The sequence below is a fragment of the Kitasatospora sp. NPDC048407 genome (assembly GCF_043200475.1).
Lineage (GTDB): Bacteria > Actinomycetota > Actinomycetes > Streptomycetales > Streptomycetaceae > Kitasatospora.
In genome coordinates, this window is record NZ_JBICXW010000018.1 from 70,834 (window position 1) to 97,387 (window position 26,554).

The window sequence follows — 26,554 nt, forward strand, 5'->3', positions numbered from 1 at the left end:
CCGGGGCCTCACCAACGCTAGGAAAACCGCTGGTCACCCGCCATGGAGGGGGCACGAGGGTTCGAGGTGGGGTTATCCCCACCGCTGTCCGGCGGCCAACCCCCGGAAGGTTCGGGGAGATTGGGGCAGCCTCAGGAGGATGGTTCGCGACAGGATCAGATCGGGCTGGTCGCGCGCGCCGGGATCTGGTTGGTGACCGCCAGGACCTCGCCCCGGGTCAGCACGCCGAGGGTGCGCCGCAGCTCGCCCACCTCCGGGTCGGCCAGCGACATCGTGACGGTGTACGGCGCTGGGCCGGTGATTGTGTTGCCGCCGTCGGTGCGCAGTGCCAGCCCGGTCGCCAGGGCCTGCGCGTCGACGCCCGGGCAGAGCGCCGCCGCTGGCAGCACGACGTGCGCGACCGCGCCGTAGTCGGAGATCAGCCAGCCCCGGCCGTCGGAGGTGTGCGGCGTGCCCTCGACTGTCGCGGGCAGTCCGTACGCGCCGGCCACCAGACCGTTCGGTCCCTCGATCTCCACCGCCACGCCCTCCGGGCCGAGCGGTCCGGACAGCACCATCGGCGTCGCGGAGCCCGAGCTGAGCCGCAGGTCGAAGGTGAACTCGCCGGGCCGGTCGGTGCCGAGGTGTCGGTAACCGTGGGCGGCCAGCAGCAACGCCGGACCTGACGACCCGTCGACGCTGAGCGAGGCGGGCGCGGCCGGGAAACGGTGGTAGCCGCGAGTCCCGCACCGGCTGCCGACGAATATCCCACCGCCCGGCAGCGCACGGTCCTGCGAGGGTGACGGGCTGCCCGGCTCTCCTGCCGGGCGGGCCAGCTGCGGGGTGTGGGCGCGCTGCGGTTCGAACAGCACCCCGCCCACCACCAGCAGGACGATCAGCAGCCCGAGCACCACCGTCCACTGCTCACCCCGGCTGAGCGAGCGGAACCGTCGCAGCCGCCCCAATCGTCGGGTGTGGTAGGGAGCTTGGGCCTGTCTTGTCCGCCGGGGCCGCCGACTGCGCCGGGACGGTCGCGACCCGCCCGGCGACCAGTGGCGGCCACCCGGGTCGACCGGCGGCTCATGACGCCAGCGTTCCGCCAGCATCCGGGCCCGCGCGGACGGCTCGGTCACGGTGGCGGAGCGGACGAACTCCTCGTCCAGGACCAGACCTTCGAACGGGTCCGGCGGTTCGATGGCATCGGACGGGCGATGGTCGGACATTGCGCCAGTATGCCTGCCGCCGGCGACATAGCGGGGCCGTGTTTTTCGATCTTCTCTGCGGCAAGCCTCATGGCTCGTCGCTCATCGGTGGGGTGCCCGGTCGGCGTGAGGGGAGGTTGGGAGTCCGGGTGGTTGTGGTGGAGGCGGACATGGTTGCTGCGGTGCGCGGTTCATGCGGTTGGCCCCTGCCGGTGACCGGGCTGGCCGGCACGCAGGTTACGCGGGGTCGGCGGGTCACCCGTGTTGTCGTGGGCCGGCGTTGGTCGGTGCGATCTGACATGTGGCGTGATGCGCGTAGCCGGTTGCAGGTTGGGACGCTGGCGGGGCTGGGACCCGAACGAACTGCCGGTCCCGGATGCCGGATTGCGAGGGAACCTGCTCCGGCTGCGGTGAGATCTGGGAGGTTGCCGGACCGGCGTGGATGGACTGCTGTGCCGGACCTGCGCCAAGTCGGTCGGTCAGCACCTGCGGGCGCTGCGGCACGGTGGCTTCGAGTTCCGCGCGAGTGCGTCTTGTTGGCTTGATGGTGGCTTCGTTCATGCGAAGTGGTTCTGGCTCACTTCCTGGAGGGCTGACTCACCGTATGGTCATGCGCTCGCGACGCTGGCCGGTATGACCAGCAAGGAGGGGCTGCATTGAGCCAGTACTACGACATAGGCGACGAGACCGTGTGGAACCCGTCCAACGGGGCCTCCCGGCTGTTCATGAGTCAAGTGAGCGTCTACCAGACGGAACTGGGGCTGCGGTCCGGCATCGGTCCCATGCAGGCTGACGAGTGCCAGATCGACCCCGTCGTGTTCAAGGAGTTCGTCGACGCCCTGCTCGCGTGGCACCGGAGAACGACTCACGATGTCATGGCTGCCCTCTCCGAGGGCTTCGTCGTCACGATGCTGGTCCTGGCGGAAAGGGCAGGCATCGAGGTGAACTGGCAGTCAGCAGGCTCCGCCGAGGACGGCGGCCTCAAGGATGTTCAGGTGCCGGCGGCCCCGGGTTCCGCTGAGGCGGCTCGGATGGCCGCCCTTCAGCACAAGGCGCGCGAGCTGGGCCGATTCATGGCGGCCTGAGCCTGGTCTGTCCGGCGAAGTACATGGATGCCATCAGAACGCGGTGTCCTGTGAGTAGAGCAGGACGCGCTTGCGGAGGAGATGGAAGTCGGCTCGGCCGAACCGCTGGGGCTTGAGCATCTTGATCCGGTTGACGTGCCTTTCGATGACGCCGGAGTTCCAGAGAAGGGTGAGGCCTGCGATGACGGCGTCCCGGGCTCGGTCGATTCCAGCAGCGAGTGTGTGCCAAAGGGGCAGGTCGTCCCGGCGGACCGCGTCGAGCCGTTCCGGGAGACGCTCGCCCTGGTGCTCGGCGAGTATGACGGCGAAGGAGCGGACGTGCCGGGTCAGGGCGTCGAGCTGTGGGCCAGGACGGTCTTGAACTGGAGCTGTTCTGCGTCGGACAGTGCCGTGGGTCGCCGGAGAATCCAGCCGGTGACGGTCCAGGACGACGGCGGTTGGGCGGTCACGGGCTGCGGCGAGGTTCGCTTCTGCCGTAGGGAGGCGTCGATGCGCTGGTGGCAGCTGCCTTTGTGGCCGAGCGGGATGATCTACTCCCAGAGCTTCCAGGATTAGGGTGCGAGAGGAGCCCTCGCCCCAGCCGCTCATCGCGGCAGAGAGCCGGTCCTACGGCGAACACTGCGGTGTGCATGCTGGTCGCGGATGCGCGCATCAGCCAAGGTCACCACGTGCCGATTCCCCTGCGCCGGCCTCTTGCAGGGCAGATGCTTCCTATTCGGGGCGGCCGTCCGCGAGCCACTGGGCGAGGCCGCGGAGCCCGACCGCCCACCGCCCGAGGTCGGTGACCTCGGCATGCCCGGTGACGACGGTGAGCAACTCGGCGACCGCCTCGTCCGCTCGCTGGGCATCGTTGAGGGTCAGAGCGCGGAAGACGCGGACGGAGTCGGAGTCGGGGAACTCCCTGCGGGCGCGGTCGAGCACCGCCAGCGACTCGTCCAACTTGCCCAGCCACCTCAGGGTGCTGGCGTACTGGCACAGGCACCGGCGCAGGACGTCGCCGTCGAGGCCGAGGGCGAGCGCGCGCTCGTAGTAGCCGCGGGCGGTCTCCTCCTCGCCCGCGGTGTCGTAGGCGCCACCCACCTCGTACACGAGGACCGGGTGGTCCGGGTGTTCGGCAAGCAGCGCCTGGAAGTAGGCGATCGTCGGCGCCATGTTCGCCCGGTCGCGTTGGTCATAGCCACGCTGGATCGCCTCGGCCAGTTCGGGCGTCACCTCGGTCGTCACTGCTACGCCCCCCATGCGTACGAGTTCGGAGATCAACTCACCTTATCGGAGCCTCGTCCACAGGCGCCTACTTGTGGATCGGCCCGGCATTTGCGGTGCTTTCGTCCTTATTTGACGGTTTCTTCCCACTACGTCGCTGGTCAGGCGCAGTGCGCACAGCATGTGCGCGCGAGGCACATGCTTCTCGGCGGATGCGGATGCCTGCCTCGTGGGGAGTGGGTCACTGCCGGCCTGATGACTGTTGGCCGGCCGGCTGGAACGGTGGGCGGCACGGACGGCGACGTGCGGACGGCCGTGGGCGCGAGCCCGGGGAGGCCAGGGACGGGCTCAGGTACGACGAGGTTCCCTGGCGGCGGTTCCGGCACTTCGACGGCCCGTGCGAGGAGATCCCCGGCCTGCTCGCCACGCTCGCGTCCGGGGACGCCGAAGCTGCCGGTGGGGCCTTGTGGCGGCTCTGGACGAGTCTTCACCAGCAGGGCGGAACGATCGCGGTGGGAGCATTGGCGCCGTTCCTGCTTCGGATTGCGGCGACCGGGCGGCCCGAGCTCGTGCCCGAACCCTTGGTTCGGTTGCCGAGACCGGTCGGTGTCAGCACATGGCGGACGGATCGGGGGGAAGGCCTGCTCCGGGTTGCCGAGGAGCCGTTGATGGTTGAGCGCAGCACGGTGTGCCTGGTGGGCTGGACGGTCCAGGCTGGCGAGGGAAGACGATACGGGGGGTTCGTGGGAGCCTGATCCCGGCGATCGCCCAACTTGCCTGCGGACGCCATGATGACCGCGTTCTCGGGTGGGTTCGGGGTCTGGGGTCGGGTCCCGGACGGCCGCTTGAGGTCCGCATCGGTGCCGGCCTGGTCTGACTGTGCGTGGTCACGGCTGGTGTGGGGATCGTGAGTGCCGTGGTGAGTGGTGGCGGGTCAGAGCTCGAATACCGGTCGGGTGGAGAAGTCCTCGTACATGTCTTCGCCGTCGGGCCCGTACACGAACTCGGCGTAGAAGGGGTTGCGGTTGGCCGTGGCCAGCGGGAGCCATCCGAGGAGGTGGCCGTAGCCGCCGCAGGCCGACTCGCCGCCGTCGCCGCCGTGTACTGCGGTGAGGTCGCTGGTCAGTTCGGTGCGGTACGTGTCGTGGGCAATGCGGAGGCCCAGGGCGTTCGGTTGGTGCTGGGGGCCGGTGTGATCGTCGTAGGGGATGCGGTCGAGGGGGCAGTCGTTGCCCCAGCGGAACAGGGTGTTGGCGCCGGCTCCGCAGGCGTGTTCCCACTCGTCGGAGCTCGGCATTCGCAGGCCGCGGGCCGCGAGGACGGCGGGCATGTCGGTGGGTGGCTCGGTCAGGTTCTCGTCCTCGACGGCCATGAGTACCGTCGCCAGGTTGACGCGCCGGTGCGGGCTGAGCAGTTGGGCGAGGTGGGCCCGGAGGTCGGGGTCGTTGCCGAAGCCCTGCTCCAGGCTCTCCTGGTAGTCGGCGGCCTGTTCGGGCGTCGGTTGCCAGGTGTCGAGGTCGAATCCGAGCGTTACTGGGCCGCCGGGTATCAGGGCGAATTCCTGTGCGTTCCGGTCGATCAGGACGCGGTGCATTCGGGAGCCGAGATGTTCGCCGGTTTCGACGGCAATCACGCGGCCGCCGGCCAGATCAGCTGCCTGCTGCGCGATTTGGCGGGCGGTCGAGAGGTCGAACGACCGCCACTGGTCGAAGGTGAGGTCGGCGAGAGACATGCGTCGCAGTCTTTCACGCAGGCCGGACAGGGCCGTTGCCGCGGGCTGACCCGCTAGCTGTTCGCGGTTGACGGTTGGCCGGGGCCGGAGGGCGCGGTGACCAGGTGCAGACGCTGGGACCCTCCGCGGGTGAGCTGGATGCCCGTGCCGGCTGCGAGCGCGTGGGCTGCGTGGCCGATGCGCATGCCGGAGATCCTTCGGCCGTCCGCGGTCGCGACCACGGCCGGCCGGGTGCCTGACCGCAGAGCCTGCCAGACGGTGCGCGTCTGTTCGGTCAGGAGTTGGTGCATCTCGGGCCCAACCTCGGGTTCGAACCAGCGCACCCCGAGGCGACCGGCCTCGAACGCCTCGCCGCGGTGACTCGGCCTGCGCCGTGAGCACAGCAGTTGAACCACCGCAGCGCGCGGCAGCCCAGGACCGTTCGCGTGGCCGGTCAAGTCCTGGACACCCGCGGGGGCGGCAGCCCCTCCTGGCAGGGCCAGAAAGGCCTGAACCCCGCCGCAGCACAGAGCCTCCTGGACCGTCGAGTGCACATGTACTTGGTGCAGGCCCAGTGGGCCCGGTTGGCTGCAAAGCCATCCAGCACCCGGCAGGAGCTCCCCGATCCGCTGCCCGACCAGGGCCTCGTCCTCCGGTAGCAGCCAGACATCTGTCGTCTTCGTACGGGAGCCGGGGAGTGCCATGGGGACAGCGTTGCAGCAGTTGCTGACAGGACGGCCCGGCGCCATGACGGCGGAGGCTCGGACGAGGGCGTTTCCTCGGGTTGTCGAGGCAGGAACGGTCGGGCAGTTGTTCGCCTGGGGGGTGCCTTGTTGCGGGCGGGCGGGCGGGTGGGCGTTCGGCAGGTGGTGGCGGCCTCCGATGATGTGCGAGGTCGAGCAGTGTCGAGTCGGGAACGGCCTGGATCCTGTGCCGAGTTCGATGCTTGCGTCCGGTGGGTCAGTTCGTTCGTTGGTATGGCGGCGGAACGCCGGGGATGGTTCGAGCGGTGGGTCAAGTAGCTGATGGAGCCTGCTGTGTGGTCGCTGCTCGGGCGGTGGCCGATTCGACCTGGCGGCGGCCGGATTCGCCTCGGCTCCAGAGGAAGGCACACCAGCGGCGCGGTGCGTCGCTGCTCCAGATCCGGAACTCCTTGACTGCGACGTTGTCGGACAGTCGCCATCGGACGGTGCGGCCTGATGCTTCGGGGATGTCGGTGAGGCCGTCGAGATGCTGGGCGAGTGCGAAGCTGTCGACGTTGGTGGCGACGCGGTCCCAGGTCGCGAGCGTGTCGGTGAGGGCGTGGGATTCGATGAGTGCCGGGATGGACGGGGCGACTTCGAGGAACGTTCCGCCTCCGTCGGTTACTCCGACCCGGCCGTCGGTGTGCACCAGGTAGCGGACCGGGGAGGACACGTACTCCCCGGACCAGTCGAAGTACCAGCCGTTGGCAGGGCCGGCCCACATGCCTTGGCCCAGGTCGTAGTGCCAGTCGCGGAGCGTCTCGTGGCGTTCGCCCTCGATGGTGCAGCTGCTTCGGATTTGGTAACGGAGTCCGCCGTACCTCTGCTCGAATCCCTCCCGGCGGATGACCAGCATCATGGGCGCGGGGGTCAACTGGCCGGAGTGGTCACGGATTTGCAGGAACTCGGTGGAGAGTCGGGGTTCCTGCGGATCGTCGCGTCGGCCGGTTCGGTCGAGCAGGTTCTTTGCACGCGAGGTGAGACCCGTGAGGTCATCCAGGATGTGCATGCTGCACTTCATTTCCCAGGACAGGGTGTGGGTTTGCAGGTCCGAAAGATACCGGGTCGGGGCAGTCAGTACTCCGGCTTCAGATCGTGATCTCGGCTACCCCTGGACTGGTCCGCGGTGCCGTAATGCTGTCGACGGCCGTGATCGTCTACTGCTAGGTTCGCCTGCGCCAGAGCAGTGCCATGTCGACGCGTCACCGAGAGGGTGAGGTTTATGGCTGCCGGGAGCGAGTTCCGTCACGTCCCTGACCGGGTCGCCGACTGAGCCGGCTTCTGCCGCCAGCGGCCCGGACCGCTTCACAACTCCGGAGTTCGTCAACAATGCAGAGCATGACCCCCCGCCCGCTGAGCCTGCTCGTGCTGGGTGGCACGCGTTTCGTGGGTCGCACCCTTGTCGAGGCCGCACTGGCCGAGGGGCACCAGGTGACGCTGTTCAACCGCGGCCGGACCGCGCCCGAGCTCTTCCCCGAGGTCGAGACCATCATTGGCGACCGCACCACCGACCTGTCCGCGCTCGGTGACCGCCGCTGGGATGCCGTGGTCGATGTCGCAGGCTACGAGCCCGAGGTGGTCCGCCGCTCGGTCACCGCCCTGGGTGAGCGCGTGGACCGGTACGTCTTCGTCTCCTCCCTGTCGGTCCTTGCCGACCAGGCGACCGTGCAGAACGAGGACGGAAATCTGCTCGTCCTCGGCGAGGACCTGCCGCCACACCAGCTCTACGGCGCACGCAAAGCCGCCTGCGAGCGGATCGTGCTGGGCGCATACGGCGAGCGTGCCAGCATCGTCCGCCCCGGCATGATCGTCGGGCCGCACGACCCGACCGACCGCTTCCCCTACTGGCCGCGGCGCTTCCAGCGCGGCGGCACGGTGCTGCTGCCGGGCGACCCGGCCGACGCGGCCCAGTTCATCGATGTCCGCGATGTCGCGGCGTGGATCCTGGGGTGCATCGCAGCACAGCGCGGCGGCATCTACAACGTCACCGGTCGCACCCTGCCGTTCGGCGAGTTCTTCGCCGTCTGCCGGGCACTGGTGAACCCCGGTGCGGAGCCGGTCTGGGTCAGCAGTGAGAAGCTGCTGAAAGCCGGCGTCAACCCATGGATGGGCGTCCCGATGTGGATCGGCGCCCCCGAGTGCGTGGCGATCAACCGGGTGGACATCTCCCGCGCCCTGGCCGCCGGCCTGATGTACCGTCCGCTCGCCGAGACCGTTGCCGACACCCTCGCCTGGGACACCGCCCGCGGTGGACCGGCCGTCGACGAGGAGGGGCTCACCGCTGCGGAGGAGCAGCGGCTGCTGGACGAGCTGAGGTGAGTCGGCTCGGTGTGGTCCGGCTCGGTGTGGTCCGGCTCGGTGTGATCCCGCGCTGAGAACGGGTGGTCTCGAGTGAGCGAAGCTGCGGATGGTGGCCGGGGCGCCGACCTCACCGCGAGCAGCTCGCCCGGGGCCACCGTAATTTTCGGCGCCAAGGTGTCGCGGGTGCTCGGCAGGCGGCCCTCCGGCCTGGAGACGACACGGCCACCGTTGATCATCGTCAGGTGTGTCGACAAACGACAACCGGCTGGTGGCCGTGGGCCACAGCGGAGACGCTGCCCTAGTGTCTCGTGGGTGATCTGCAGCCGTTCCGTGCGCTGTTCAGCGGCGGTCGGTCGGCCGGTGAGGTAGGCCCGGCCTGCTCGGGGTCTGTCCGTGCGGCGGCAACTGTTGGGCCGAGCAGGGTTTGTGAGGTACTTGGGCGGTGTGTCAGTGGCCCGGCTCGGTAGGATCGTTTACTCGAGGGGCTGGGCCGGCACGCGGACGAAGCCCTCGGTCTAGTGGTCCTCATCGAGGTCGTACTCTCCGACCTGGAAGCAGTCCGGCTCGTTGGCGAAGCCTGGTTGAAGGCGCGCGCGGTGGATTCGTGCTTCGGCTTCGGCCTCGGAGGAGTAGATGCCGAGCAGCTTGACGTCGTCGCCGTCCAGCTCGTCGAGGAACACGATCGTGTCGTTGACGTGAATCGTTTCGCCGTTCGGGCCGGCTTCGTTCTGGTGGCCGATGTGCCACAGGGGGTAGACCTTCACGGCGCAGGCTATCGGTCCTCCGCTGTGATCTTCGACTTCTTCGGCACGCTGACCCCGAGCACGCCCAGCGGGATCTGGGACGAACATGCGGCCCGCAGTGCGGCCCCGCTCGGGATTCCGGTGGAGCAGTGGCGTCGGGCGCTGGACGAGTCCTTTCCGGAGCGGGCCGTGGGGGCGATGGGTGATCTGCCGCGGACGATCCGCACCCTGGCCCGGCGCTGCGGAGTCGACCCGGGTGACGAAGCGCTGGCAGCCGCAACGGCGGCCAGGCTTGCCTGCCAGCGTGAACTGTTCGTCTTCCGCGATGACGCGCTCGAGACTTTGGAGCGGCTTCGCCGCGACGGCCTTCGGATCGGGGTCCTGAGTGACTGCACGATCGAACTCGCCGAAACCTGGCCGACGTTGCTGCTTGCCCCGCTGGTCGACGCGGTCGTCCTGTCCTGCCAGGAAGGGCGCAGGAAGCCGGATCCGGAGTTGTTCCGCCAGGTCGCGAGGGAACTGGATACGCCGACCAGCGATTGCCTCTATGTCGGTGACGGCGGCGGCGATGAACTGAGTGGCGCAACTGCGCAAGGAATGACCGCGGTCATGCTGCGGGCCGGCGACTGGGCGATCAACGACGCGCACGTCCGTGAGGACAGCTGGCCGGGACCGTTCTTCTCGACGCTGTCCCACGTCGTCGCCGCTGCCGGCGATCCGGCCCTGATCACTGCCTGAGGGCGCCGCCCCGGAGCGCCCTGTCGGTCCGGGCGGTGTCAGGGGGCGGATGTTCGCCGGCACGGTGTTGTGGTCGGTCCGGTGGACGCCGCGGTTCGGATCCGACGTCGCGTCAGCTGGTCGTGGGCTGTGTTCGATCAGGTCCCTGATGGTCGGCCAGATGGTCAGGGCCGCAGCGATGGTGAGTCCGGCGTCGAGTGCGATTCGGCGGTCTCCGGTGGTCAAGTGGACGGTGATTGCGCCGGTTTGGAGGAGGACGAAGCCGGTGGCCGCGGCCGGGGCCAGGGAGGGGGCGGTGTCGGTCAGTTGGGGGGAGGATCAGGCCGGTTGGGCCGCCGGTTCACGCGGGACCCGTCGGTTGTGCCGCGTGCCGGAAGAGGCCGGGCCGGGGGGTTCAGGCGTGGTCGGTGGCGGGCTCGGTCGCGTAGTGGCTCATTGCGTCGATGTTGGCCTGTGGCGTCAACGGGCGGCCGTCGGTGAGGACTTGCTGGAGGTCCCGGAAGTACTGCACGTACAGGTCGGGGGTGAAGGTGCTGAGCAGGACGGCGGGTTGGTCGGTCGGGTTGGCGAAGGTGTGCGGGGTGCCGGGCGGGACCATCACGAGGGTGCCCGGGGTGGCGTCGTAGTCCGTGTCCCCGACGGTGAACCGTACGGTGCCGGCCAGGATGTAGAAGCCCTCGTCGTGCAGGGCGTGGCGGTGCTGCGGCGGTCCCTGGGTGTGCGGGGCGAGGACGGACTTGGCGATTGCGAGGCGGTGGCCGGTGTGGCTGCCGTCCTCCAGGATGCGCATGCGGGTGGTGCCCAGAACGATCGTCTCGCCGTCGCCGGGGGTCACCACCGAGACGGTGTGGGCGGTCTGCGGGTCGCCGGTCTTCGTTTGCCTGGTCATGTGGACGAGTGCACCGCTGGGGGTGGGTCGGTGTCCAAGACCTGTTCTGCGGGGCTGATGCCTTGTGGGTATCGCCGCTGTGTGGGACTGCGGAGCTTGCGCGGCGAAGTCGGTGGCGCCGAGGGGTGGGCGTCCTTTCGGTGGCGGGCCGTCGGCGTATCGTCGCGGTGTATGAAACTCCTTTGATATAAGGGAAGTTGTGGTGGCGGCGAGGGTCGTTTCGGCCCTGGTCGTGCCTGCGGGTCTGCCGTCCGGTAGTCCTTCGTCACGTACGCGGCCACCGCCGCCGTTCGACCCAGGGAGCGCATCCATGCCTCGCACCGACATCCGTGCCGCCCTCAACGACCTCGTCTTCTCCCCGGACCTCGACCTGAACGAAGCCGCCGAGCGTCACATCACCCCCGACTACGTCCAGCGCACCGACGGCAACTCCCTTGACCGGGAAGCCTTTCTCGCCCACATCGCGCACCTCCGTGCGAGCGTGGCCTCCGGGGTGATCGAGGTGCACCAGGAGCTCTTCGACGGCGACCAGTACGCCGACCGTCACACCGCCACGATCTCGATGAAGGACGGCTCCACCCTTCTCATGGAGGTCCACCTCTTCGGCGAGTTCGCCGCGGACGGCCGCTTTCGTCGTGTCAACGAGACCACCCTGGTCCTCGAAAGCCCCGGCGACGTGCGCTGATCCTCACGGAGTGGCCCGAGGCCGGGATCGGTCAGCCGATCGGTGGGGCGAGGTATTCCAGGGCGTAGCCGTCGCCGGCGGGGGTGACGCGGGCGATGCCGGGGGAGTCGAGGTGGGCGCCGGCCACGAAGTGGTGGGGGCGGGTGAGTTGTTCGAGGAGCGCCGCGCGTGCGGTGCGGGCCTGGGGCTGGTTGCCGTCGAACTCCCAGGACACCTTCGGCTGGTCGAACTGGAGCGTGGGGACGTGGACGGTGTCGCCCCAGACGAGGAGGTGGCCGGCGTTGCTCCTCACCTCGTAGACGGTGTGGCCGGGGGTGTGGCCCGGTGTCGGGATCGCGGTGGTCCAGTCGTTGATCGCGACCTTCTCCGTGACGGGGACGACCCGGTCGCGGATCGGCGCGAGGCGCCCCGTGAAGACCGAGGTGTCGCCCGCGCCGATCCAGACGCGTTCGAGTCCGGTGAACGCCTCCGAACCGTCCGGCGTGATCAGGCCGCTGACGTGGTCCTCGTGCCGGTGGGTGATGGCCACATCGGTGATCCGCGCGCGCTCGACTCCCGCCTCGTCGAGCGCGTCGTAGATCAAGCCCATGGTGGGGTCGTGCCAGACGTTGGACGCGCCGGTGTCGATGAGGACCGACCGAGTGCCGTCGGTGACGAAGAAGGCGTTGACCGACAGCCGCAGGTTCTCGCCGACCAGCGGGACGGCGGCCGGCAGCACGTCGAGCGTGCGCCCGTCCTCGTCGCGGAGGCGGGTCGGCGGCATGTCGATGTACCCGTCCCGCAGCGAGACCACCCGCAGGTTGCCGAAGTCGAACGTGGCGTGGTGTCTGCCACTTGAGATCAAGTGCATGGAGCCTCCGTCGGGTTGAGGGTGGATCGCGTTCCGTGTTCGATGGAAGGGGTCGTCTCCTTCGGGAGAACATTAGGCGGTCGCGCGGCGAGGTACCTACGGTGGTCGAGCGGGCGGATGCGGGGCCGAACCGCCGCGCGGGGGCCGAGGAGGTGGAGCGCGGCCGGAGTCGGTGGCGTCTGGGAGCATGCCTTGGGCGCGCGGTCGGGTGGGGGGCGGGTGGGGAGCATGGCGACGGCCATCGCGGCGACCGCGTCTCCGTCGGCGGGATCGGGGACCTGGCTGCGGGCATCCTCGATCGAGTTCCAGAAGCGCTGAGTGCGCATGACGCCGGAGCATGTCAGCGTGGTCCGACATCGGCGCGCGGGGGAGGGGCGGCTGCGTCGGGTCGGGTGGGTTGGCGGGTCAGTAGAGTCAGCTGACCATGGGCGCCGTCGTGCCGGGAGGGTCCCGGGGCGTTGTGCGTCCGGGAGGGTGTTTGTCATGCCGCAGATCCTGATCGATCACTCGCCGGGGCTCGAGTTCGACGCCACGGCGTTTGCGAAGGAGGTTCATCAGCTGATTCCTGAGGTGATCGACACGGCGACGGGTGACTGCAAGACGCTGGTGCGGCCGGCGGTTTCGCATCTGGTCGGGGACGGGGCGTCGGGGGAGGCGGTGGTGCTGGTGGAGATCAAGATTCTGGGCGGGCGCAGTGTCGCGGCGCGTAGTGAACTGTCGGTGCGGGTGACGGATTTGCTGCGGTCGCATGTTCGGGTGCCGGCCGCGTTCTGTGTCGAGGTGAGTGAACTGGACCGGGAGACCTACGTGTTCGTGCATCACGCCGGGCACTGAGGTCGGCGGGCCGGGGTGGAAGGGGGCGCCTCGGCCTTCGGCGGTGGGGGGGTGGGCGTGGGGGAATTCGGTTGTCGGGTGGTGTCGGACGGTTCGACACTGAGGTCATGCTCGGATTCGTGAGGACCGACAACGAAGCCCTCGTCGCGTACTTGGGCGACCCGCAGCGTGCCGTGGCGGCCTACTGGGAGCTGTTGCGGCGCAAGGGGGATGCGGTGGGTGCCATCAGGGCCGGCCTGTCCCATGAGAGTGCGGCTGTCCGGGAGGGCTGCTGCCGGTTGCTGGACCACCTGGTCGACACGGAGTCGATGGGGCAGCTGATCACGATGGCCGACGATCCGGACGCCCGGGTCAGGATCGCCGCGTTCCATGCCCTCGCGTGCGACCGGTGCAAGGACGACGCGTGCGCGCCGGGTGCGGACCGGGTGCTCGAACCTGCGTTGCGGCACCTGGCTTCCGACCCCGATCCGCAGGTGCGGTCGCGGGCCGCCGAGTTGGTCGGCAAGTTCGCCCGTGCCGATGCCCGGGCTGTTGCCGCTCTGCAGGTGTCGCACCGGCAGGATCCGAGTCCGGCTGTGCGGAAGAAGGCGGGCTGGTACATCCCGGGCGGGGCCGTTTACGAGCGGACGGGTCCGCGGGCGTCCAGGTGACGGGGCGGGCGGTGCCCCGGTGAGGGGCGGCAGACTGCGCGCATGCTGTCGGACTGGATCGCCGAGGTGGCGGACGAACCGCTGGTGCTCGACTCCGGGGACCGGCGGGAGGAGTGGGACACCACGGAGTCTGCCCTGGCTCGCGTTCTCCATCGGTCGGACTGCTGCTCCCTGGCCGGCAGTTGATCGTGCGCCTACTGCTCGGAGTCGGTGCGGGCCAGCCAGAGGAACAGCGGCGGCAGGGCCAGTTCGACGATGCCCAGGGCGACCTGGAACCAGTGCGGCCAGCCGTGTACGGCGAGCGAGAGGATTCGTCCGAGGCCGCCGAGGAACAGGATGCCGGCCAGCCGGCGGACGGCGGTGGTGCGGATCGGTGACCGGCGGGCGGCCTGGAGCCAGGCGACGCCGTAGCCGGCGAAGATCGCGCCGAAGAACCGGCCGAGGCTGTCGATGGTCGGGCCGGCCGAACTCTCGCCGGGGATCGCGGAGTTGCCGAGCAGGACGTGGAAGAGCCCGATCGCCACGCAGCCGTAGCCCATGGTGAGCATGAGTGCGTGCAGTGCCTTGTCCTTGGTCATGACAGCGCCGACCCCCTGTTAGTAGACACGCGTCAACCAGGAACAGCAGGCTACGCGCCGCTAGTAGACACGTGTCAAGTAGGATGGCCGGGTGCCTCCTCGCCAGCGCCTCAGCCCAGCCGACCGCCGCGCCCAACTCCTCGCTGTTGCTGCCCAGTTCTTCGCTGCGCATGCGTACGACGAGGTGCTGATGGAGGACGTCGCCGAGCGCGCGGGGGTGTCCCGGGCGCTGCTCTACCGGCACTTCCCGAGCAAGCGCGACCTGTTCGCGGCCCTCTACCGGCAGGTCGCCGAGCAGTTGCTCGCCAAGACCCGGTTCGACCCCGCCGACTCCCTGGTCAAGCAGCTCGCCGAGGGCCTGGACGCGCACATCGAGTACTTCGCGGAGAACCGCAACACCGTGCTCGCGGCGAACCGGGTGCTGGCCGGTGACCGGCTGGTCCAGACGATCATCGCCGACGAGCTCGACGCGCTGCGCGAGCGCCTGCTGAGTGCGCTCCCGCCCGCCGGCGACCGGACCAGGGAGGCCGTGTCGGGCGTGCTGAAGAGCTGGCTGGTGTTCGTTCAAGTCCTGTGCGTGGACTGGCTGATCGAGCCGCACTGCACCCGCGCCGAGCTGCGCGACATCTGCATCGGCGCCGTCCTGGGCGCGATCAGGCCGCTGTTCGACGTGGATCCCGCCCCGGACTGGCCGCACTGAGCGCCCAACAGGGTCACGCGTACTTCAGGAGGAGTCCGAGCATCCGAGGGTCCTGGTGGGTGAATCCCAACCCCGGCTGGTGGCGGTCGAGTTGGGCGATGGCGGCGAGTTCGTCGGGGGGCAGCTCGAAGTCGAACACGGCGATGTTCCGGCGCAGCCGCCCGGGGTCGGTGCTCTTGGCGACCAGCGGGATGCCGCGCTGGAGCAGCCAGCGCAGGGCGACTGACGCGGCCTGCCTGGGCTGGCGGGCATGGACGACCGGGGAGAAGCCGCCGCGTTCCTGCGCTCCCGCCGCGACCGGATCACGCCCGCGCAGGCGGGGCTGCCGGTGCACGGACTGCGACGGGTGGCGGGGCTGCGGCGCGGCGAGGTCGCGATGCTCGCGGGCGTCAGCGTCGAGTACTGCACCCGGCTGGAGCACGGCAACCTCAAGGGTGTGTCGGACAGCATCCTGGACGCCGTCGCCCGGGCGCTGCGCCTGGACGGCACCGAACGCATGCACCTGTACGACCTGGCGCGGGCCGCCGGGCCGGGGTCCCGCGCGCGGCGGCCCGGTGCTGAGCCGACGGTGCGGCCGAGAGTGCTGCGGATCATCGAGGGGATGCCGAACCTGCCGGCGTTCGTGACGAGCGATCGGCTGGACACCTTGGCGGCCAACCCGCTCGGCCGGGCCCTGTTCGCCCCGATGTTCGACGACCCCACCAGCGGCGCGAACAGCGCCCGGTTCGCTTTCCTCACGCCCGCCGCCCGCCGGTTCTACGCCGACTGGGAACGCGTCGCGCACGACGCGGTGGGCGTGCTGCGGGTCGCGGCGGGCAGGAACCCGTACGACCCGGAGCTGACCCGGCTGATCGGCGAACTGTCCGCCCGCAGCGAGGAGTTCCGCACCCTGTGGGGCGGTCGCGACGTGCACGTCCACCGCAAGGGCGTCAAACGCTTCCGGCACCCGGTGGTCGGCGAACTGGAACTCGACCACGAGAGCATGGAACTCCCGGAGGGGCTCGCCGTGGTCGTGTACAGCGCGCCCGCGCACAGCGCCGCCGCGGACGCGCTGACGCTGCCGGCCGGTTGGGCCGTTACCAACACCGGCCGGGGCAGCGGAGTTCGCGGTGACCCAGCTCACATCCGGGCGCTGTCAGCAATCGGTGCGCCGTCCCGTTCAGAGGGCACGCGAACCAGACAGGAGCACCCTCATGAGGCACCGCATCGTCGTCCTCGGCGCCGGCTACGCCGGAGCCTTCGCCGCCGGGAACCTGGCCCGCCGGCTGAACGCCGAGGACATCGAGATCACCGTCGTCAACGCCGCCCCCGACTTCGTCGAGCGGATGCGGCTGCACCAGCTCGCCAGCGGGCACAAGGTCGAATTCCGCCCGCTCGCCGACATGTTCGCGGGCACCGGGGTGCGGGTGCGGGTGGCCCGCGTCACCGGGCTCGACCCCGAGCGCCGGACCGTCGCCGTCAGCGACGCGGACGGCGACGCCGAACTCGCCTACGACACGCTGCTGTTCGCGCTCGGCAGCGCGGTGGACCGGCACGACGTCCCCGGCGTGGCGGAGCATGCGTTCGACGTCACCGGCCTGCCCTCGGCGCTGCGGCTGCGCGACCGGCTGGCCGAGCTGGGCGCGGGAGGCACCGTGCTGGTGGTGGGGGAGGGGCTGACCGGCATCGAGACCGCCGCCGAGATCGCCGAGGCCCGCCCCGACCTGGCGGTCGCGCTCGCCGCCCGGGGCGAACTCGGCGCCTGGCTCTCCCCGAAGGCCCGCCGCTACCTGCGGGCGTCCTTCGCCCGGCTCGGCATCACCGTCCACGAGCACACCGGCATCGAAGCCGTCGAGCCGGGCCGGGCGCTCGCCGCCGACGGCCGCGCCGTGCCCGCCGAAGTGACGGTCTGGGCCGCCGGGTTCGCCGTGAACCCGCTGACGGCCGCCAGCGGCCTGGAGCTCGCCGCGGACGGCCGGATCCTGGTCGACCGCAGCATGCGCTCCGTCTCGCACCCGGACGTCTACGTCGCCGGGGACAGCGCCCACGCGATCGGCGTCAACGGTCGTCCGCTGCCGATGTCCTGTGCCTCGGCCGGCCTCACCGCCACCCAGGCCACCGCCGCCATCATCGCCCGCCTGACGGGCCGGGAGGCCCCGGTCTCCGCGCTGAAGTACTTCGGCAACCACATCAGCCTCGGGCAGCGGGACGCGCTCGTGCAGATGGTGGACGGCGCCGAACGCTCCAAGTCCTGGTACCTGGGCGGCCGGACCGCCGTGCGGTTCAAGACGAGCGTGCTCAAGGCCTCCGCGTGGACCATCGCGCACCCGACCTACGGCATGCCCAAGCGCAGGCGCCACCTGACGGCAGTTCCGGTGAAGAGCCCCGCACAGAGCCCCCAGCAGACCCGCACGCGGAGCGCCGCCTAAGTTGTTGTGCATGGACAGCGCCGCCATCGACCGCTTCGAGGCCAGCCGGAGCCGGCTGGCCTCGCTCGCGTACCGTCTGCTCGGTTCGGCCGGCGACGCCGAGGACGCCGTGCAGGACGCCTTCCTGCGCTGGCAGGCCGCCGACCGCGACCGGATCGAGGTGCCCGAGGCATGGCTGACCAAGGTCGTCACCAACCTCTGCCTCGACCAACTCCGTTCGGCCCACGCCCGGTACGAGCGGGCCGTCGGCGACCTGCTCCCCGAACCGCTGCTCCAGGGCGACCCGATGCTCGGCCCCGCCGACACCTTCGAGCAGCGCGAGTCGGTGTCGCTGGCCGTGCTGACCGTGATGCAGCGCCTCGCGCCCGTCGAACGCGCCGCGTACGTGCTGCGCGAGGCGTTCGCCTACCCGCACGCCGAGATCGCCGGGATCCTCGACATCAGCGAGTCCGCGAGCCAGCAGCACGTCCACCGGGCGCGCCGGCGGGTGGCCGCCGAGCGGCGCGGCGGCCCCGAGACGGATCCGGCGTCCGCGAAGCGGGTGGCCGAGGAGTTCCTGATCGCCGCCACCTCCGGGCGGGTCGACCAGTTGGTGGCGATGCTCACCGCCGACGCCACCGCGGTCTCGGACGGCGCGGGCCTGGCCAAGCGGCTGCTGCGGCTCACCAGCCGCGAACAGATCGCCGCCGGCGTGCGGGCCGGCTTCCGGTCCACCCCCGCCAAACGACGGCTGGCGGGCGGCATCTCCGCGCTGCACATCGCGCAGGTCAACGGTGCCCCGGCGGTCGTCGCCGTGGTCGACGGCCGGGTCAAGGGCGCCGTGGTACTGGAACTGCGCGACGGCAAGGTCGCCGGCCTGTGCGGCGTCGCCGCCCCGGACCGGCTGGCGCGTCTCGACACCGCCTGGCAGCGGCACGAACCCGGGGAGCCGGTCGTCGCCGAGTGGTGAGCGGAAGCGGCTTGACCTTGACCCAAGGTCAAGCCCCACGCTGGAGGGCATGACGAAGAACGCGAACACGAAGACCCGCAACGCTGCCTGGTCCGGGCTGGTCCCGGTGGAGGACACGGCGCTCGCCGTCACCGACACCGGCGGCCCCGGGCAGCCCGTGCTCTACCTCAACGGCTCCTACGCCACGCAGCGGAACTGGCGGCACGTCATCGCCGAACTCGGCGACGGCCACCGTCACATCACCTTCGACGAACGGGCCCGCGGCCGCTCGAAGCAGTCGGCCGACTACTCGTTCGCCGCCTGCCTGCGCGACATCGACGCCGTCCTGGACGCCACCGGGGTGCAGCGGCCGCTGCTGGTCGGCTGGTCCTACGGCGCCGCGCTGGCCCTGCACTGGAGCACCCGCAACCCGGACCGGACCGCCGGCGTGGTGATGGTCGACGGCGGCTACCCCTGGGACTACCTGGCCACCGTCGAAGGCGGCCGGGAGGCCGGCCGCGAGCAGATCCGCACCATGTTCCGGAAGTTCGGCTGGATCATGCCGCTGGTCCGGCCGCTGGGGATGGCCGCGCGAATGTCCGCCGAACAGCACGCCGAGATCAACATCGAACTGAACGAGATCGTCGCCGACAGTGACCCGGTGTTCGACCAAGTGACCTTCCCCATGCGTTTCCTGGTCGCCACCGGCGCCAGCCTCGGCGGCACCGCGGAAGGGCTCGCCGCGATGCGCGCCACCCTCGACCCGATCCTCGCCCGCAACCCGCACGTGCAGGTCAGCGCCACCGTCCCGAGCAAGCACACCACCATCGTGCGCAAGGACTTCCGGGCCATCGCCACCGCGGTTCGGGAGGTTGGACAGGACGGCTTGCAGTGAGGTTTTCTGACGGGATGGCAGGCGGATCGGTAGGCGGGTCGGCAGGCGGATTGGCAGGCGGGTCGGTAGGCGGGTCGGCAGGCGGGATGACGGACGGGGTCACCATCGGCCAGGCCGCCGCGTTCGCCGGCATCACGGTGAAGGCCGTCCGGGTCTACCACCGCACCGGTCTCGTCGCCGAACCCCGCCGCGACAGCTCCGGCTACCGGCGCTACGGCACCGCCGAACTGCTGCGCCTGGTCCAGGTCCGCACCCTGGCCGGGGCGGGCGTGCCACTGGCCGAGATCGGGCCGATCCTGGACGCCGAGGGCGAGGAATTCGCGACCGCGCTCGACCAGGTCGAGGAGAACCTCACCCGGCGGATCGAGGAACTGACCGCCCGCCGCGCCACGCTGCGCCGCCTCGCCACCGGCGACCGGGTGCTGCTGCCCGACCGGGCCTGCGCCATTCTCGACCGGATGCCTGGATTCGGTTTCTCCGCCCAGGACATGGCCATCGCGCGGGAGGGCCTGATCCTGGTCCGGGCACTGATGCCGGAGGGCTTCGAGGACTACCTTGCGCAGATCGAGCACGGCCTGGACGACCCCCGGCACGTCGCCCTGATCAAACTCACCTGGAGCGCCGGGAGTTGGGCGGCCGACGACCCCCGGATCGAGGACCTCGCCGAGGAGATGGCCCAGCACTTCCTCGCCGACCCGTCCCTGCTGCCCACCCTGACCGGCCTTCAGCACCAGGACGACGCCGTCACCCGCCACGACCTGCTCACCCACCACGGCGAGGACGACCGGCCGGGGTGGCGCCGGCTCACCGCGCTGATCCAGCAGAAGCTGCGCGCGGCCGGCACCGAACCGCCCTGACGGCGATCTGGGACGATGAGGGACGTGAACGACTCACCGAACCCCGCCGACGCCACCGTTGACCAGGTGGTGGAGTCCCAGTGGCAGTTCAAGCGCGCGGAGGCGGCCGCGATGGAGTACTCCTGGGCCGATTCGTACCGGCAGTTGATCGAGGCCGCCTACACGGAGCCGGTGCTGCGGGCCCTGTATCCCTTCACCAGCCACTGGGGACTGCGCTTCTCCACCACCACCGGGCCCCTGATGGCGGCGGTCGGCCCCGTCGTGTCGGCGAACGGCGACGGTGATTTCGGGGTGGGCACCGGGATTCTCGCGCCCAACCTCGGACGCTTCACCACCGCGGCGGAGGCGGTCGCGTGCGCCGTGCGCGAACTCCCGTCCGACATCGGGCCCGTGATTCTCGGCTCGGCGCTGCGGCCGATGGGCACCGGGTAGTCTGCCGGGCATGTTCGAGTACCACGGCTGGGTGACCATCCGGGAACGCGCCGACGCGGAGGACGACGAGGGCCGGGCGCACGCCGACGGGTTCGTGGTGCACCGGATGGTGCGGGGGCAGGTGAGCGTGCACGAGGACACCCACCTGTCGCCGTGCATCCCGGTGCTGGAGGACCCCTGGGTCTCCTGACGCGAGGTCAGGGGCGGCGGGCCAGGAAGACGAACTCGCGGCCCGGGCGGTCGGGTGCGTCGCGGACCTCGTGGAGGCCGAAGCCCGCCGCTTGCAGGTCGGCCGTCACCTCGGCGCGTTCGCGAAAGCGCAGGGTGGAGTCGGAGGTGAGGTGCCGGCCGTCCGAGGCGAAGACGTAGTGCGAACGGAACGTCACCAGCGGCCCGTTGACGTCCAGCAGATCGATCCAGCACTCCACCTGGCCGACCTCCGGCAGGTCGTCGAGCTGGTGGGTGGCCTCCCGGGTCCAGCCCTCCCAGGCGCGGCGGGACGGGTCGCGGGTCTCGAAGACGAGGTGGCCGCCGGGGCGGAGTGCCGCGTGGGCGCCGCGCAGGGTCGCGAGCCAGTCGGCGGGGTCGGTGATCGCCTGGGCGACGTTGGCCGTCATGGTGACCAGGTCGACCCGCAGCGGCGCCAGCGTCGTCGCGTCGCCGCAGATCCAGCGGACGCCGTCGCCGCCCGGCTTGGCCCGGGCCACCTCGACGGAGGCCGCCGCCGGGTCCACGCCCGTCACCTCGATGCCGCGCTCGGCCAGCAGCAGGGCGAACACGCCGGTGCCGCAGCCGAGATCGAGGACGCTGCGGGCGCCGAGCTCCTCGGCCAGGGCGAGATAGGGGAGCAGGTCGGAGCGGTCCGGGTCCAGCGCGTCGTAGAGCGCGGCCAGTCGGGGGTCGGTGAAGCACTCGTCAGCCATGCGGGCGAGGGTACGCCCGGGCACCTGCCGTTCGGGGAGGGCTGGAAAAACCGGTTGTCGCCGGGACGGGATGTTGCGTACGGTGCTCGGGTGAACACCGGAACGGCCATGGGCCACGCACGGATTGGTGAACCGGTGGGCGGCTGAGGCCGCCCCTGGTGCCTTCGGGGTGCCCACCGGTCAGGGGACCGCCCGGTCCTGGGAGCACGTAACCGCCCAGACCGAGCAGGCCGGCCATGCCTGCGCCAACCCCCCGACACCGGAAAGAGGTTCACCTACCACCATGCCTGCTGCTTTCAACCACACCATCATCCCGGCCGTGGATCGCGCGGTCTCCGCGCTCTTCTACCGCGAGCTGCTGGAAGCCGAAGAGGCCCCGTCCTGGGGGCCGTTCAGCAACCTGACGATCGCCGACGGTGTGCTGCTCCAGTTCGCCGAGCCGCCGGTGGAGATCCAGATGCACCACTACGCGTTCCTGCTCGACGACGAGCACTTCGACCGCGCCTACGCGCTGCTGTGCGAGCGCGACATCCCGCACTGGGCCGACCCGCAGATGCAGCGCCTCGGCGAGACCAACACCGAGCACGGCGGGCGCGGCGTCTACCTGCTCGACCCGGCCGGTCACGGCCTGGAGCTGATCACCCGCCCCTACCTGTAGGCGCCGTAGCTGTTCCATGGTGCGGGTGCGAGGATGACCTGATGGACGATCAGGATCTGCGCGCGGCGCTCGCGGAGCTGCAACTCACCCTCGCCCCGCACCTGGACGCCGACTGGAGCGTCCCGGCCGGCGGGCTGGAGTGGTCGTGCCAGGAGACGCTGGCGCACATCGGCCACGATCTGCTCGCCTACGCCGGGCAGCTGGCGGCCCGTCCCGACGACCGGTACCTGCCGTTCGACCTGACGGTCCGGCCGGGCACCGCCCCCGCCACCACCTTGCAGATCGCGCTGGCCTGCGGCGAGTTGCTGGCTCTCGCGCTGGCCGCCGCCGGGCCCGACCTGCGGGCCTGGCACTGGGGGCCGGCCGACCGGACCGGCTTCGCCGCGATGGGCGTCGCCGAGATCCTGCTGCACACCCACGACATCGCCACCGGCCTCGGCCTCGACCGCACCCCGTCGCCGGCGCTCTGCGCCGCCGTGCTGGCCCGGCTGTTCCCCGACGCGCCGGCCGGCGACCCGGTGCGGGTGCTGCTCTGGTGCACCGGACGCGGCGAACTGCCGGGCCTGGCGCGGCGTGAGTCGTGGGGGTGGCGAGCGGCGCTGTCGTCCTGAGCGGTGCTGTCGTCCTGGGCGGTGGTGTCGTCCTGGGCGGTGCTGTCGTCCTGGGCGGTGCTGTCGTCCTGGGCGGTGCTGTCGTCCTGGGCGGTGGTCAGGGCGGCGCGAGTCGTGCAGCCGGTGAGTGCTGAGCGCGGTGGTCAGGACGGCGTCGGGACCATCCGGTGCAGGCCCTTGCGGTCGTAGTAGAAGGTCATCGCGAAGCCGAAGACCAGCGCCACCACGAAGCCCACCGCGATCATCACCCAGGCCCGGGTCAGCCCGGCGTCGGCCTGCGCGTCGAAGTACAGGATCGCCCGCACCCCGCCCGCGACCTGGCGCATCGGTTCGAACGCGCCGAGGAAGTGGTAGAAGGACGGCGTGGCCTCGAGCGGGACCGTCGCGCCCGAGGACGGCAGTGCGAGCGCGATGAAGACGAACATCGCCACCAGCTGGCCGAGCGTGCCGAACGCCGCGTTGATCGCCTGCACGCCCAGGCCCACCGTGACGCAGGCGGCGAACGAGAACACCCACAGCAGCGGCAGGTGCGGGGCGTCCATGCCGAGGATGCCGATCGTCGCCAGCATGATCATCGTGGTGGTGACGACGGACAGCCCCGCGGTCATCTCCATCTTCACCACCAGCGTCTGGGTCCGGTTGATCGGCACCGTCGGCCGGCGCCAGTGCCACGGCCCGATCTCGCTGTCCGCGTAACCGAGCGACGTGTCCACCCCGTTGTGCACCAGGTTGGCGCTCAGGAACCCCGCCAGCACCAGCAGCAGCGTGTAGTAGAAGGCGCTCAGTCCGAGCCCGCTGTGCCGTCCGATTGGATGTCCCGGCTGCACCCGGACGTCCACCGGGTCGGCCAGCAGCAGCCGCGCCGTCGCCGAGGCGCTCGGCACGGCCGCCGTCAGCTGCTTGCCGAGCGCCTGCGAGGAGCGGTGCGCCGACTGCTGGGTGATCTGGCTCGCCAGCGAGGACGCCAGCGAACCGGTGCCCGGATTGGTCAGTGCGAACAGCACCGGACGCGCCGAGGCCTGGTTCGTCGTCAGCGCGGCCACGGTGCGGGAGAAGTCCTCCGGTACCACCAACGCCCCGTACACCTGCCCCGAGGCCAGCAACTCCTGCGCCCGCTCGCGCGACACCCGCTGCCACTGCACCTGCCCCGGCGGCGTCCCCGCCGCCACCGCGTCCGTCAACTCCACTCCCAGCGGCGCGGATTGGCCCGGCAACGGCGGTCCGGCGTCCGCGTCCACCAGCGCGATCGGCATCCGGTGCAGATGGTCCGTCGGGGTCAGGATGCCGCCCATGTACAGCAGCGACAGCACCAGCGCGACCAGCGCGCTCAGGACGCCGGGGACCAGCCACATCCGCCACCGGCGCAGCACCTGCCACGCGCGGGCCTGCCGGGCGGGTCGTTGCGGGGGAACCTCGGTCGCCATGCCACTCCACCCTGTCGACGCCGGCTGCCGTCCCGGCCTGGAAACCCCCATGACGATAGGGTCCGGGCGCCGTCCGAACGGCCGCGACACCGGCCGGGCTCACCCCAATGGGCCAGCCCGGGTTGCGCGGGGGCGTTCGCTAGGGTTGGTCCATGGACGAACAGGACTCCCTGGACGAGCAGGTGACGGCGCCGTTCGGGAACTTTCCGGACGTGCGGCGGGCGCTGGACGCCGTCGCCGAACTGGCCGGGCCGGTGGCGGCCGCGCTGAAGCACTGGGACGCCGAACTCGCCGGCGCCGTGCGGTACGTGGACACCGACCCGGAACTCGCCGACACCGCCGTGTTCTGCGCCGCGTACGACGTCCCCGCCGAGGCGTCCGCGAACTGCGTGGTGGTCGCCGCCAAGCGCGGCGGCGAGACCACGCTGGCCGCCGGGCTCGTGCTGGCCACCACCCGACTCGACGTCAACAAGGCGGTGCGCGGTCACCTCGGCGCGCGGAAGGCCTCGTTCGCGCCCATGGACACCGCCGTCGGCGAGAGCGGCATGGAGTACGGCGGCATCACCCCCGTCGGCCTGCCCGCGCACTGGCCACTGCTGATCGACGCCGCCGTCGCCGCCACCCCGTGGGTGCTGATCGGCAGCGGACGGCGCCGCGGCAAGCTGATCCTGCCCGGCGCGGCACTGGCCGCACTGCCCGGCGCGCAGGTGCTGGACGGGCTGGCCGGCTGAACCTTTCGGCAGTGGGAACACCGGGCGGACGGCTGAGGTTGGAGGGGATGGTCCCGCCGGGCAGCGCCCCGGCGGACGGGCCACGCACCGCACCAGGGGTGCGGACGTCCCACGCGAGGAGTGAGAACGAGATGACCACGGACCGGGCTGTCCTGGCCGGCGGCTGCTTCTGGGGAATGCAGGAGCTGATCCGCAACCTCCCCGGCGTCCAGTCGACCCGCACCGGCTACACCGGCGGCGAGAACGCGCACGCCACCTACCGCAACCACCCCGGCCACGCCGAGGCGCTGGAGATCGTCTACGACCCGGAGCGAATCAGCTACCGCACGCTGCTCGAGTACTTCTTCCAGATCCACGACCCGAGCACCGTGGACCGGCAGGGCAACGACATCGGCAGCAGCTACCGCTCCGCGATCTTCTACGGCGACGAGCAGCAGCGCGCCACCGCGCTCGACACCATCGCCGACGTCGACGCGAGCGGCCTGTGGCCCGGAAAGGTGGTCACCGAGGTGACGCCGGTGGGCGACTTCTGGGAGGCCGAGCCGGAGCACCAGGACTACCTCCAGCACTACCCCAACGGCTACACCTGCCACTTCCCGCGGCCGGGGTGGAAGCTGCCGGTACGAGACGCCTGACGGCGGGTCGGCGGGCGGTGTGGGGATGATCGTCGGCCGGGTGCGGTTGATCGTGTGTCGGTCGACGGCCGGTGGTTCGGGGTGGTGTCAGCTGCGGCCGGGGTGGAAGCTGCCGGTGCGTGACGCCTGACGGCGGGTCGGCGGGCGGTGTGGGGACGATCGTCGGCCGGGTGCGGTTGATCGTGTGGCGGTCGACGGCCGGTGGTTCGGGGTGGTGTCAGCTGCGGCCGGGGTGGAAGCTGCCGGTGCGTGACGGCGCCTGACGCGTAGTCGGGGGTTGGCCGCCGATCGGGTATGCCCGGTCGGCGGTCGCGTGTTTTCGGGTCGAGCCGGGTCGAGCCGGGTGGGGTCAGTGTTCGGCGCGGGCGCGCAGCCGGTTTCGGGGCGGGTCGAGCCGGGTGGGTCAGTGCTTGGCGCGGGCGAGCAGCCGGTTTCGGGGCGGGTCGAGCCGGGTGGGTCAGTGCTTGGCGCGGGCGCGCAGCCGGTTTCGGGGCGAGTGGTTCCGGGTCGGGTCAGTGTTCGGCGCGGGCGCGCAGCAGGGTGTCCAGGGAGTCGACGATCCAGTCCCAGGACGCCTGCGGGTCGACCGGTGTGTGGGCGAAGCCGCCGGCGGCCTCGAGTTCGATGTAGCCGTGGAACGCGCCGCCGAGCAGGCGGACCGCGTGGGTCTGGTCCGGCTCCGGCAGGTGGTAGCCGCGCAGGATCGCCCTGGTCAGCTGGGCGTGGCGGGGCGCCGCGCTGCTTGCCGCAGTCTCCGGGTCCAGCCGCAGGCGGGTGGCCTGGTAGCGCCCCGGGTGCTCGACGGCGTAGCCGCGGTACGCCTCGGCGAACGCGGCCAGCGCGTCGCGGCCCGCCCGTCCGGCGACCGCGTCGGCGGCCCGGTCGGCGAGTTCGGTGAGCGCCAGCAGGGCGATCCGCACCTTCAGGTCCTGCGAGCTCTTCACGTGCGAGTACAGGCTGGCCACCTTCACGTCGAAGCGCCGCGCCAGCTCCGTCACCGTGACCTGCTCGAAGCCCACCTCGTCGGCCAGCTCCGCACCCGCCCTGGTCAGGACCTCCGCCGACAGACCTGCACGCGCCAACTGGACCCGCCTCCTGCTGCTCGATCGTTCCTTCTCCGGTGATTATCCATTTGCCTAAACGACTTAGGCAAATTAACGT

General features: G+C 70.8%; 33 protein-coding genes and 1 pseudogene. 21 read left to right on the plus strand and 13 right to left on the minus strand.

Features of this window, described 5'->3' with window-relative positions; all coding sequences use genetic code 11:
* Window positions 1–155 precede the first annotated feature (155 nt).
* Window positions 156–1,202 (minus strand): hypothetical protein, encoded by a 1,047-nt coding sequence (locus ACGFWJ_RS27680; RefSeq protein ID WP_392954475.1) that lies wholly within the window; start codon window positions 1,200–1,202, stop codon window positions 156–158.
* 635 nt (window positions 1,203–1,837) lie between these two features.
* Between ACGFWJ_RS27680 and ACGFWJ_RS27685 the strand changes: the two genes are divergently transcribed.
* A complete protein-coding gene (locus ACGFWJ_RS27685) occupies window positions 1,838–2,266 on the plus strand; it encodes a DUF6086 family protein (RefSeq protein ID WP_392954477.1) in 429 nt (142 codons plus the stop codon).
* Between the two features lie 81 nt (window positions 2,267–2,347).
* On the plus strand, window positions 2,348–2,821 hold the full coding sequence (locus ACGFWJ_RS27690) for a hypothetical protein (RefSeq protein ID WP_392954479.1): 474 nt from the start codon (window positions 2,348–2,350) through the stop codon (window positions 2,819–2,821).
* A 156-nt stretch (window positions 2,822–2,977) separates the two neighbouring features.
* Here ACGFWJ_RS27690 and ACGFWJ_RS27695 read toward each other — a convergent pair whose 3' ends face one another.
* The 3 genes from ACGFWJ_RS27695 to ACGFWJ_RS27705 all read right to left on the minus strand — a co-directional run bounded on the left by ACGFWJ_RS27695 (window position 2,978) and on the right by ACGFWJ_RS27705 (window position 5,386).
* Window positions 2,978–3,490 carry a tetratricopeptide repeat protein gene (locus ACGFWJ_RS27695; RefSeq protein ID WP_392954481.1) on the minus strand — a complete coding sequence of 171 codons (513 nt, stop codon included), beginning with the start codon at window positions 3,488–3,490 and terminating at the stop codon, window positions 2,978–2,980.
* Window positions 3,491–4,403: 913 nt separating this feature from the next.
* A complete protein-coding gene (locus ACGFWJ_RS27700; RefSeq protein ID WP_392954483.1) occupies window positions 4,404–5,201 on the minus strand; it encodes a hypothetical protein in 798 nt (265 codons plus the stop codon).
* Between the two features lie 53 nt (window positions 5,202–5,254).
* Entirely contained in the window at window positions 5,255–5,386 is a 132-nt protein-coding gene (locus tag ACGFWJ_RS27705; RefSeq protein WP_392954485.1) for a hypothetical protein, read from the minus strand.
* 240 nt (window positions 5,387–5,626) lie between these two features.
* On the opposite strand from ACGFWJ_RS27705, the gene ACGFWJ_RS27710 reads away from it, so the two are divergent.
* Window positions 5,627–5,839, plus strand: a complete 213-nt coding sequence (locus ACGFWJ_RS27710; RefSeq protein ID WP_392954487.1) for a hypothetical protein — start codon at window positions 5,627–5,629, stop codon at window positions 5,837–5,839.
* Window positions 5,840–6,194: 355 nt separating this feature from the next.
* Here ACGFWJ_RS27710 and ACGFWJ_RS27715 read toward each other — a convergent pair whose 3' ends face one another.
* Window positions 6,195–6,932 (minus strand): hypothetical protein, encoded by a 738-nt coding sequence (locus ACGFWJ_RS27715; protein ID WP_392954489.1) that lies wholly within the window; start codon window positions 6,930–6,932, stop codon window positions 6,195–6,197.
* A gap of 329 nt (window positions 6,933–7,261) precedes the next feature.
* Between ACGFWJ_RS27715 and ACGFWJ_RS27720 the strand changes: the two genes are divergently transcribed.
* On the plus strand, window positions 7,262–8,242 hold the full coding sequence (locus ACGFWJ_RS27720; protein ID WP_392954491.1) for an NAD-dependent epimerase/dehydratase family protein: 981 nt from the start codon (window positions 7,262–7,264) through the stop codon (window positions 8,240–8,242).
* A 497-nt stretch (window positions 8,243–8,739) separates the two neighbouring features.
* On the opposite strand, the gene ACGFWJ_RS27725 is transcribed toward ACGFWJ_RS27720, so the two are convergent.
* Complete coding sequence (locus tag ACGFWJ_RS27725; protein ID WP_392954493.1) at window positions 8,740–8,988, minus strand: hypothetical protein; 249 nt, start codon at window positions 8,986–8,988, stop codon at window positions 8,740–8,742.
* Between the two features lie 24 nt (window positions 8,989–9,012).
* Here ACGFWJ_RS27725 and ACGFWJ_RS27730 point away from each other — a divergent pair, with 24 nt between their 5' ends.
* The gene (locus ACGFWJ_RS27730) at window positions 9,013–9,705 is read left to right on the plus strand and encodes an HAD family hydrolase (RefSeq protein ID WP_392954494.1); all 693 of its coding nucleotides are present in this window, start codon (window positions 9,013–9,015) and stop codon (window positions 9,703–9,705) included.
* Window positions 9,706–10,099: 394 nt separating this feature from the next.
* Here ACGFWJ_RS27730 and ACGFWJ_RS27735 read toward each other — a convergent pair whose 3' ends face one another.
* On the minus strand, window positions 10,100–10,594 hold the full coding sequence (locus tag ACGFWJ_RS27735) for a cupin domain-containing protein (protein ID WP_392954496.1): 495 nt from the start codon (window positions 10,592–10,594) through the stop codon (window positions 10,100–10,102).
* 310 nt (window positions 10,595–10,904) lie between these two features.
* Between ACGFWJ_RS27735 and ACGFWJ_RS27740 the strand changes: the two genes are divergently transcribed.
* On the plus strand, window positions 10,905–11,279 hold the full coding sequence (locus tag ACGFWJ_RS27740) for a nuclear transport factor 2 family protein (protein ID WP_387641460.1): 375 nt from the start codon (window positions 10,905–10,907) through the stop codon (window positions 11,277–11,279).
* Window positions 11,280–11,310: 31 nt separating this feature from the next.
* Here the strand turns inward: ACGFWJ_RS27740 and ACGFWJ_RS27745 are convergent, their stop codons facing one another.
* Complete coding sequence (locus ACGFWJ_RS27745) at window positions 11,311–12,129, minus strand: MBL fold metallo-hydrolase (protein ID WP_392954498.1); 819 nt, start codon at window positions 12,127–12,129, stop codon at window positions 11,311–11,313.
* A gap of 483 nt (window positions 12,130–12,612) precedes the next feature.
* Between ACGFWJ_RS27745 and ACGFWJ_RS27750 the strand changes: the two genes are divergently transcribed.
* From ACGFWJ_RS27750 to ACGFWJ_RS27760, 3 genes are all read left to right on the plus strand, one after another.
* Window positions 12,613–12,963: a 5-carboxymethyl-2-hydroxymuconate Delta-isomerase gene (locus ACGFWJ_RS27750; protein WP_387641464.1), complete on the plus strand. Its 351-nt coding sequence runs from the start codon at window positions 12,613–12,615 to the stop codon at window positions 12,961–12,963.
* Between the two features lie 107 nt (window positions 12,964–13,070).
* Complete coding sequence (locus ACGFWJ_RS27755) at window positions 13,071–13,613, plus strand: HEAT repeat domain-containing protein (protein ID WP_392954500.1); 543 nt, start codon at window positions 13,071–13,073, stop codon at window positions 13,611–13,613.
* 42 nt (window positions 13,614–13,655) lie between these two features.
* Window positions 13,656–13,799, plus strand: coding sequence for a hypothetical protein (locus ACGFWJ_RS27760; RefSeq protein WP_392954502.1), 144 nt, complete (start codon window positions 13,656–13,658; stop codon window positions 13,797–13,799).
* Between the two features lie 8 nt (window positions 13,800–13,807).
* Here ACGFWJ_RS27760 and ACGFWJ_RS27765 read toward each other — a convergent pair whose 3' ends face one another.
* Window positions 13,808–14,191 (minus strand): DUF4345 domain-containing protein, encoded by a 384-nt coding sequence (locus ACGFWJ_RS27765; RefSeq protein ID WP_392954504.1) that lies wholly within the window; start codon window positions 14,189–14,191, stop codon window positions 13,808–13,810.
* 91 nt (window positions 14,192–14,282) lie between these two features.
* Between ACGFWJ_RS27765 and ACGFWJ_RS27770 the strand changes: the two genes are divergently transcribed.
* Complete coding sequence (locus tag ACGFWJ_RS27770) at window positions 14,283–14,891, plus strand: TetR/AcrR family transcriptional regulator (protein WP_392954506.1); 609 nt, start codon at window positions 14,283–14,285, stop codon at window positions 14,889–14,891.
* 13 nt (window positions 14,892–14,904) lie between these two features.
* On the opposite strand, the gene ACGFWJ_RS27775 is transcribed toward ACGFWJ_RS27770, so the two are convergent.
* Window positions 14,905–15,393, minus strand: a complete 489-nt coding sequence (locus ACGFWJ_RS27775) for an aldo/keto reductase (RefSeq protein WP_392954508.1) — start codon at window positions 15,391–15,393, stop codon at window positions 14,905–14,907.
* On the opposite strand from ACGFWJ_RS27775, the pseudogene ACGFWJ_RS27780 reads away from it, so the two are divergent.
* From ACGFWJ_RS27780 to ACGFWJ_RS27810, 7 genes and pseudogenes are all read left to right on the plus strand, one after another.
* Window positions 15,388–15,936: pseudogene (locus ACGFWJ_RS27780) on the plus strand (transcriptional regulator); the annotation flags it as partial. The gene ACGFWJ_RS27775 and the pseudogene ACGFWJ_RS27780 overlap by 6 nt on opposite strands.
* Window positions 15,937–16,084: 148 nt before the next feature.
* Window positions 16,085–17,299, plus strand: coding sequence for an NAD(P)/FAD-dependent oxidoreductase (locus ACGFWJ_RS27785; protein ID WP_392954510.1), 1,215 nt, complete (start codon window positions 16,085–16,087; stop codon window positions 17,297–17,299).
* A gap of 10 nt (window positions 17,300–17,309) precedes the next feature.
* Entirely contained in the window at window positions 17,310–18,248 is a 939-nt protein-coding gene (locus ACGFWJ_RS27790) for a sigma-70 family RNA polymerase sigma factor (RefSeq protein WP_392954512.1), read from the plus strand.
* 49 nt (window positions 18,249–18,297) lie between these two features.
* Window positions 18,298–19,122 (plus strand): alpha/beta fold hydrolase, encoded by an 825-nt coding sequence (locus tag ACGFWJ_RS27795; RefSeq protein ID WP_392954514.1) that lies wholly within the window; start codon window positions 18,298–18,300, stop codon window positions 19,120–19,122.
* 86 nt (window positions 19,123–19,208) lie between these two features.
* Window positions 19,209–19,979, plus strand: coding sequence for a MerR family transcriptional regulator (locus ACGFWJ_RS27800; RefSeq protein WP_392954516.1), 771 nt, complete (start codon window positions 19,209–19,211; stop codon window positions 19,977–19,979).
* A 24-nt stretch (window positions 19,980–20,003) separates the two neighbouring features.
* The gene (locus tag ACGFWJ_RS27805; protein ID WP_392954518.1) at window positions 20,004–20,411 is read left to right on the plus strand and encodes a DUF6193 family natural product biosynthesis protein; all 408 of its coding nucleotides are present in this window, start codon (window positions 20,004–20,006) and stop codon (window positions 20,409–20,411) included.
* Between the two features lie 10 nt (window positions 20,412–20,421).
* On the plus strand, window positions 20,422–20,601 hold the full coding sequence (locus ACGFWJ_RS27810; RefSeq protein ID WP_392954520.1) for an Imm7 family immunity protein: 180 nt from the start codon (window positions 20,422–20,424) through the stop codon (window positions 20,599–20,601).
* Between the two features lie 7 nt (window positions 20,602–20,608).
* Here the strand turns inward: ACGFWJ_RS27810 and ACGFWJ_RS27815 are convergent, their stop codons facing one another.
* On the minus strand, window positions 20,609–21,334 hold the full coding sequence (locus tag ACGFWJ_RS27815; RefSeq protein ID WP_392954522.1) for a class I SAM-dependent methyltransferase: 726 nt from the start codon (window positions 21,332–21,334) through the stop codon (window positions 20,609–20,611).
* A 283-nt stretch (window positions 21,335–21,617) separates the two neighbouring features.
* On the opposite strand from ACGFWJ_RS27815, the gene ACGFWJ_RS27820 reads away from it, so the two are divergent.
* Window positions 21,618–21,992, plus strand: a complete 375-nt coding sequence (locus ACGFWJ_RS27820; protein WP_387641497.1) for a VOC family protein — start codon at window positions 21,618–21,620, stop codon at window positions 21,990–21,992.
* Between the two features lie 41 nt (window positions 21,993–22,033).
* Window positions 22,034–22,603, plus strand: coding sequence for a maleylpyruvate isomerase N-terminal domain-containing protein (locus tag ACGFWJ_RS27825; protein WP_392954524.1), 570 nt, complete (start codon window positions 22,034–22,036; stop codon window positions 22,601–22,603).
* 143 nt (window positions 22,604–22,746) lie between these two features.
* On the opposite strand, the gene ACGFWJ_RS27830 is transcribed toward ACGFWJ_RS27825, so the two are convergent.
* A complete protein-coding gene (locus ACGFWJ_RS27830; RefSeq protein WP_392954526.1) occupies window positions 22,747–24,027 on the minus strand; it encodes a YhgE/Pip domain-containing protein in 1,281 nt (426 codons plus the stop codon).
* Between the two features lie 152 nt (window positions 24,028–24,179).
* On the opposite strand from ACGFWJ_RS27830, the gene ACGFWJ_RS27835 reads away from it, so the two are divergent.
* Window positions 24,180–24,758: a YbaK/EbsC family protein gene (locus ACGFWJ_RS27835; protein ID WP_392954528.1), complete on the plus strand. Its 579-nt coding sequence runs from the start codon at window positions 24,180–24,182 to the stop codon at window positions 24,756–24,758.
* Window positions 24,759–24,889: 131 nt separating this feature from the next.
* Complete coding sequence (msrA, locus tag ACGFWJ_RS27840) at window positions 24,890–25,393, plus strand: peptide-methionine (S)-S-oxide reductase MsrA (RefSeq protein ID WP_392954530.1); 504 nt, start codon at window positions 24,890–24,892, stop codon at window positions 25,391–25,393.
* Window positions 25,394–25,905: 512 nt separating this feature from the next.
* On the opposite strand, the gene ACGFWJ_RS27845 is transcribed toward msrA, so the two are convergent.
* Entirely contained in the window at window positions 25,906–26,475 is a 570-nt protein-coding gene (locus ACGFWJ_RS27845; RefSeq protein WP_387641511.1) for a TetR/AcrR family transcriptional regulator, read from the minus strand.
* Between the last annotated feature and the right edge of the window lie 79 nt (window positions 26,476–26,554).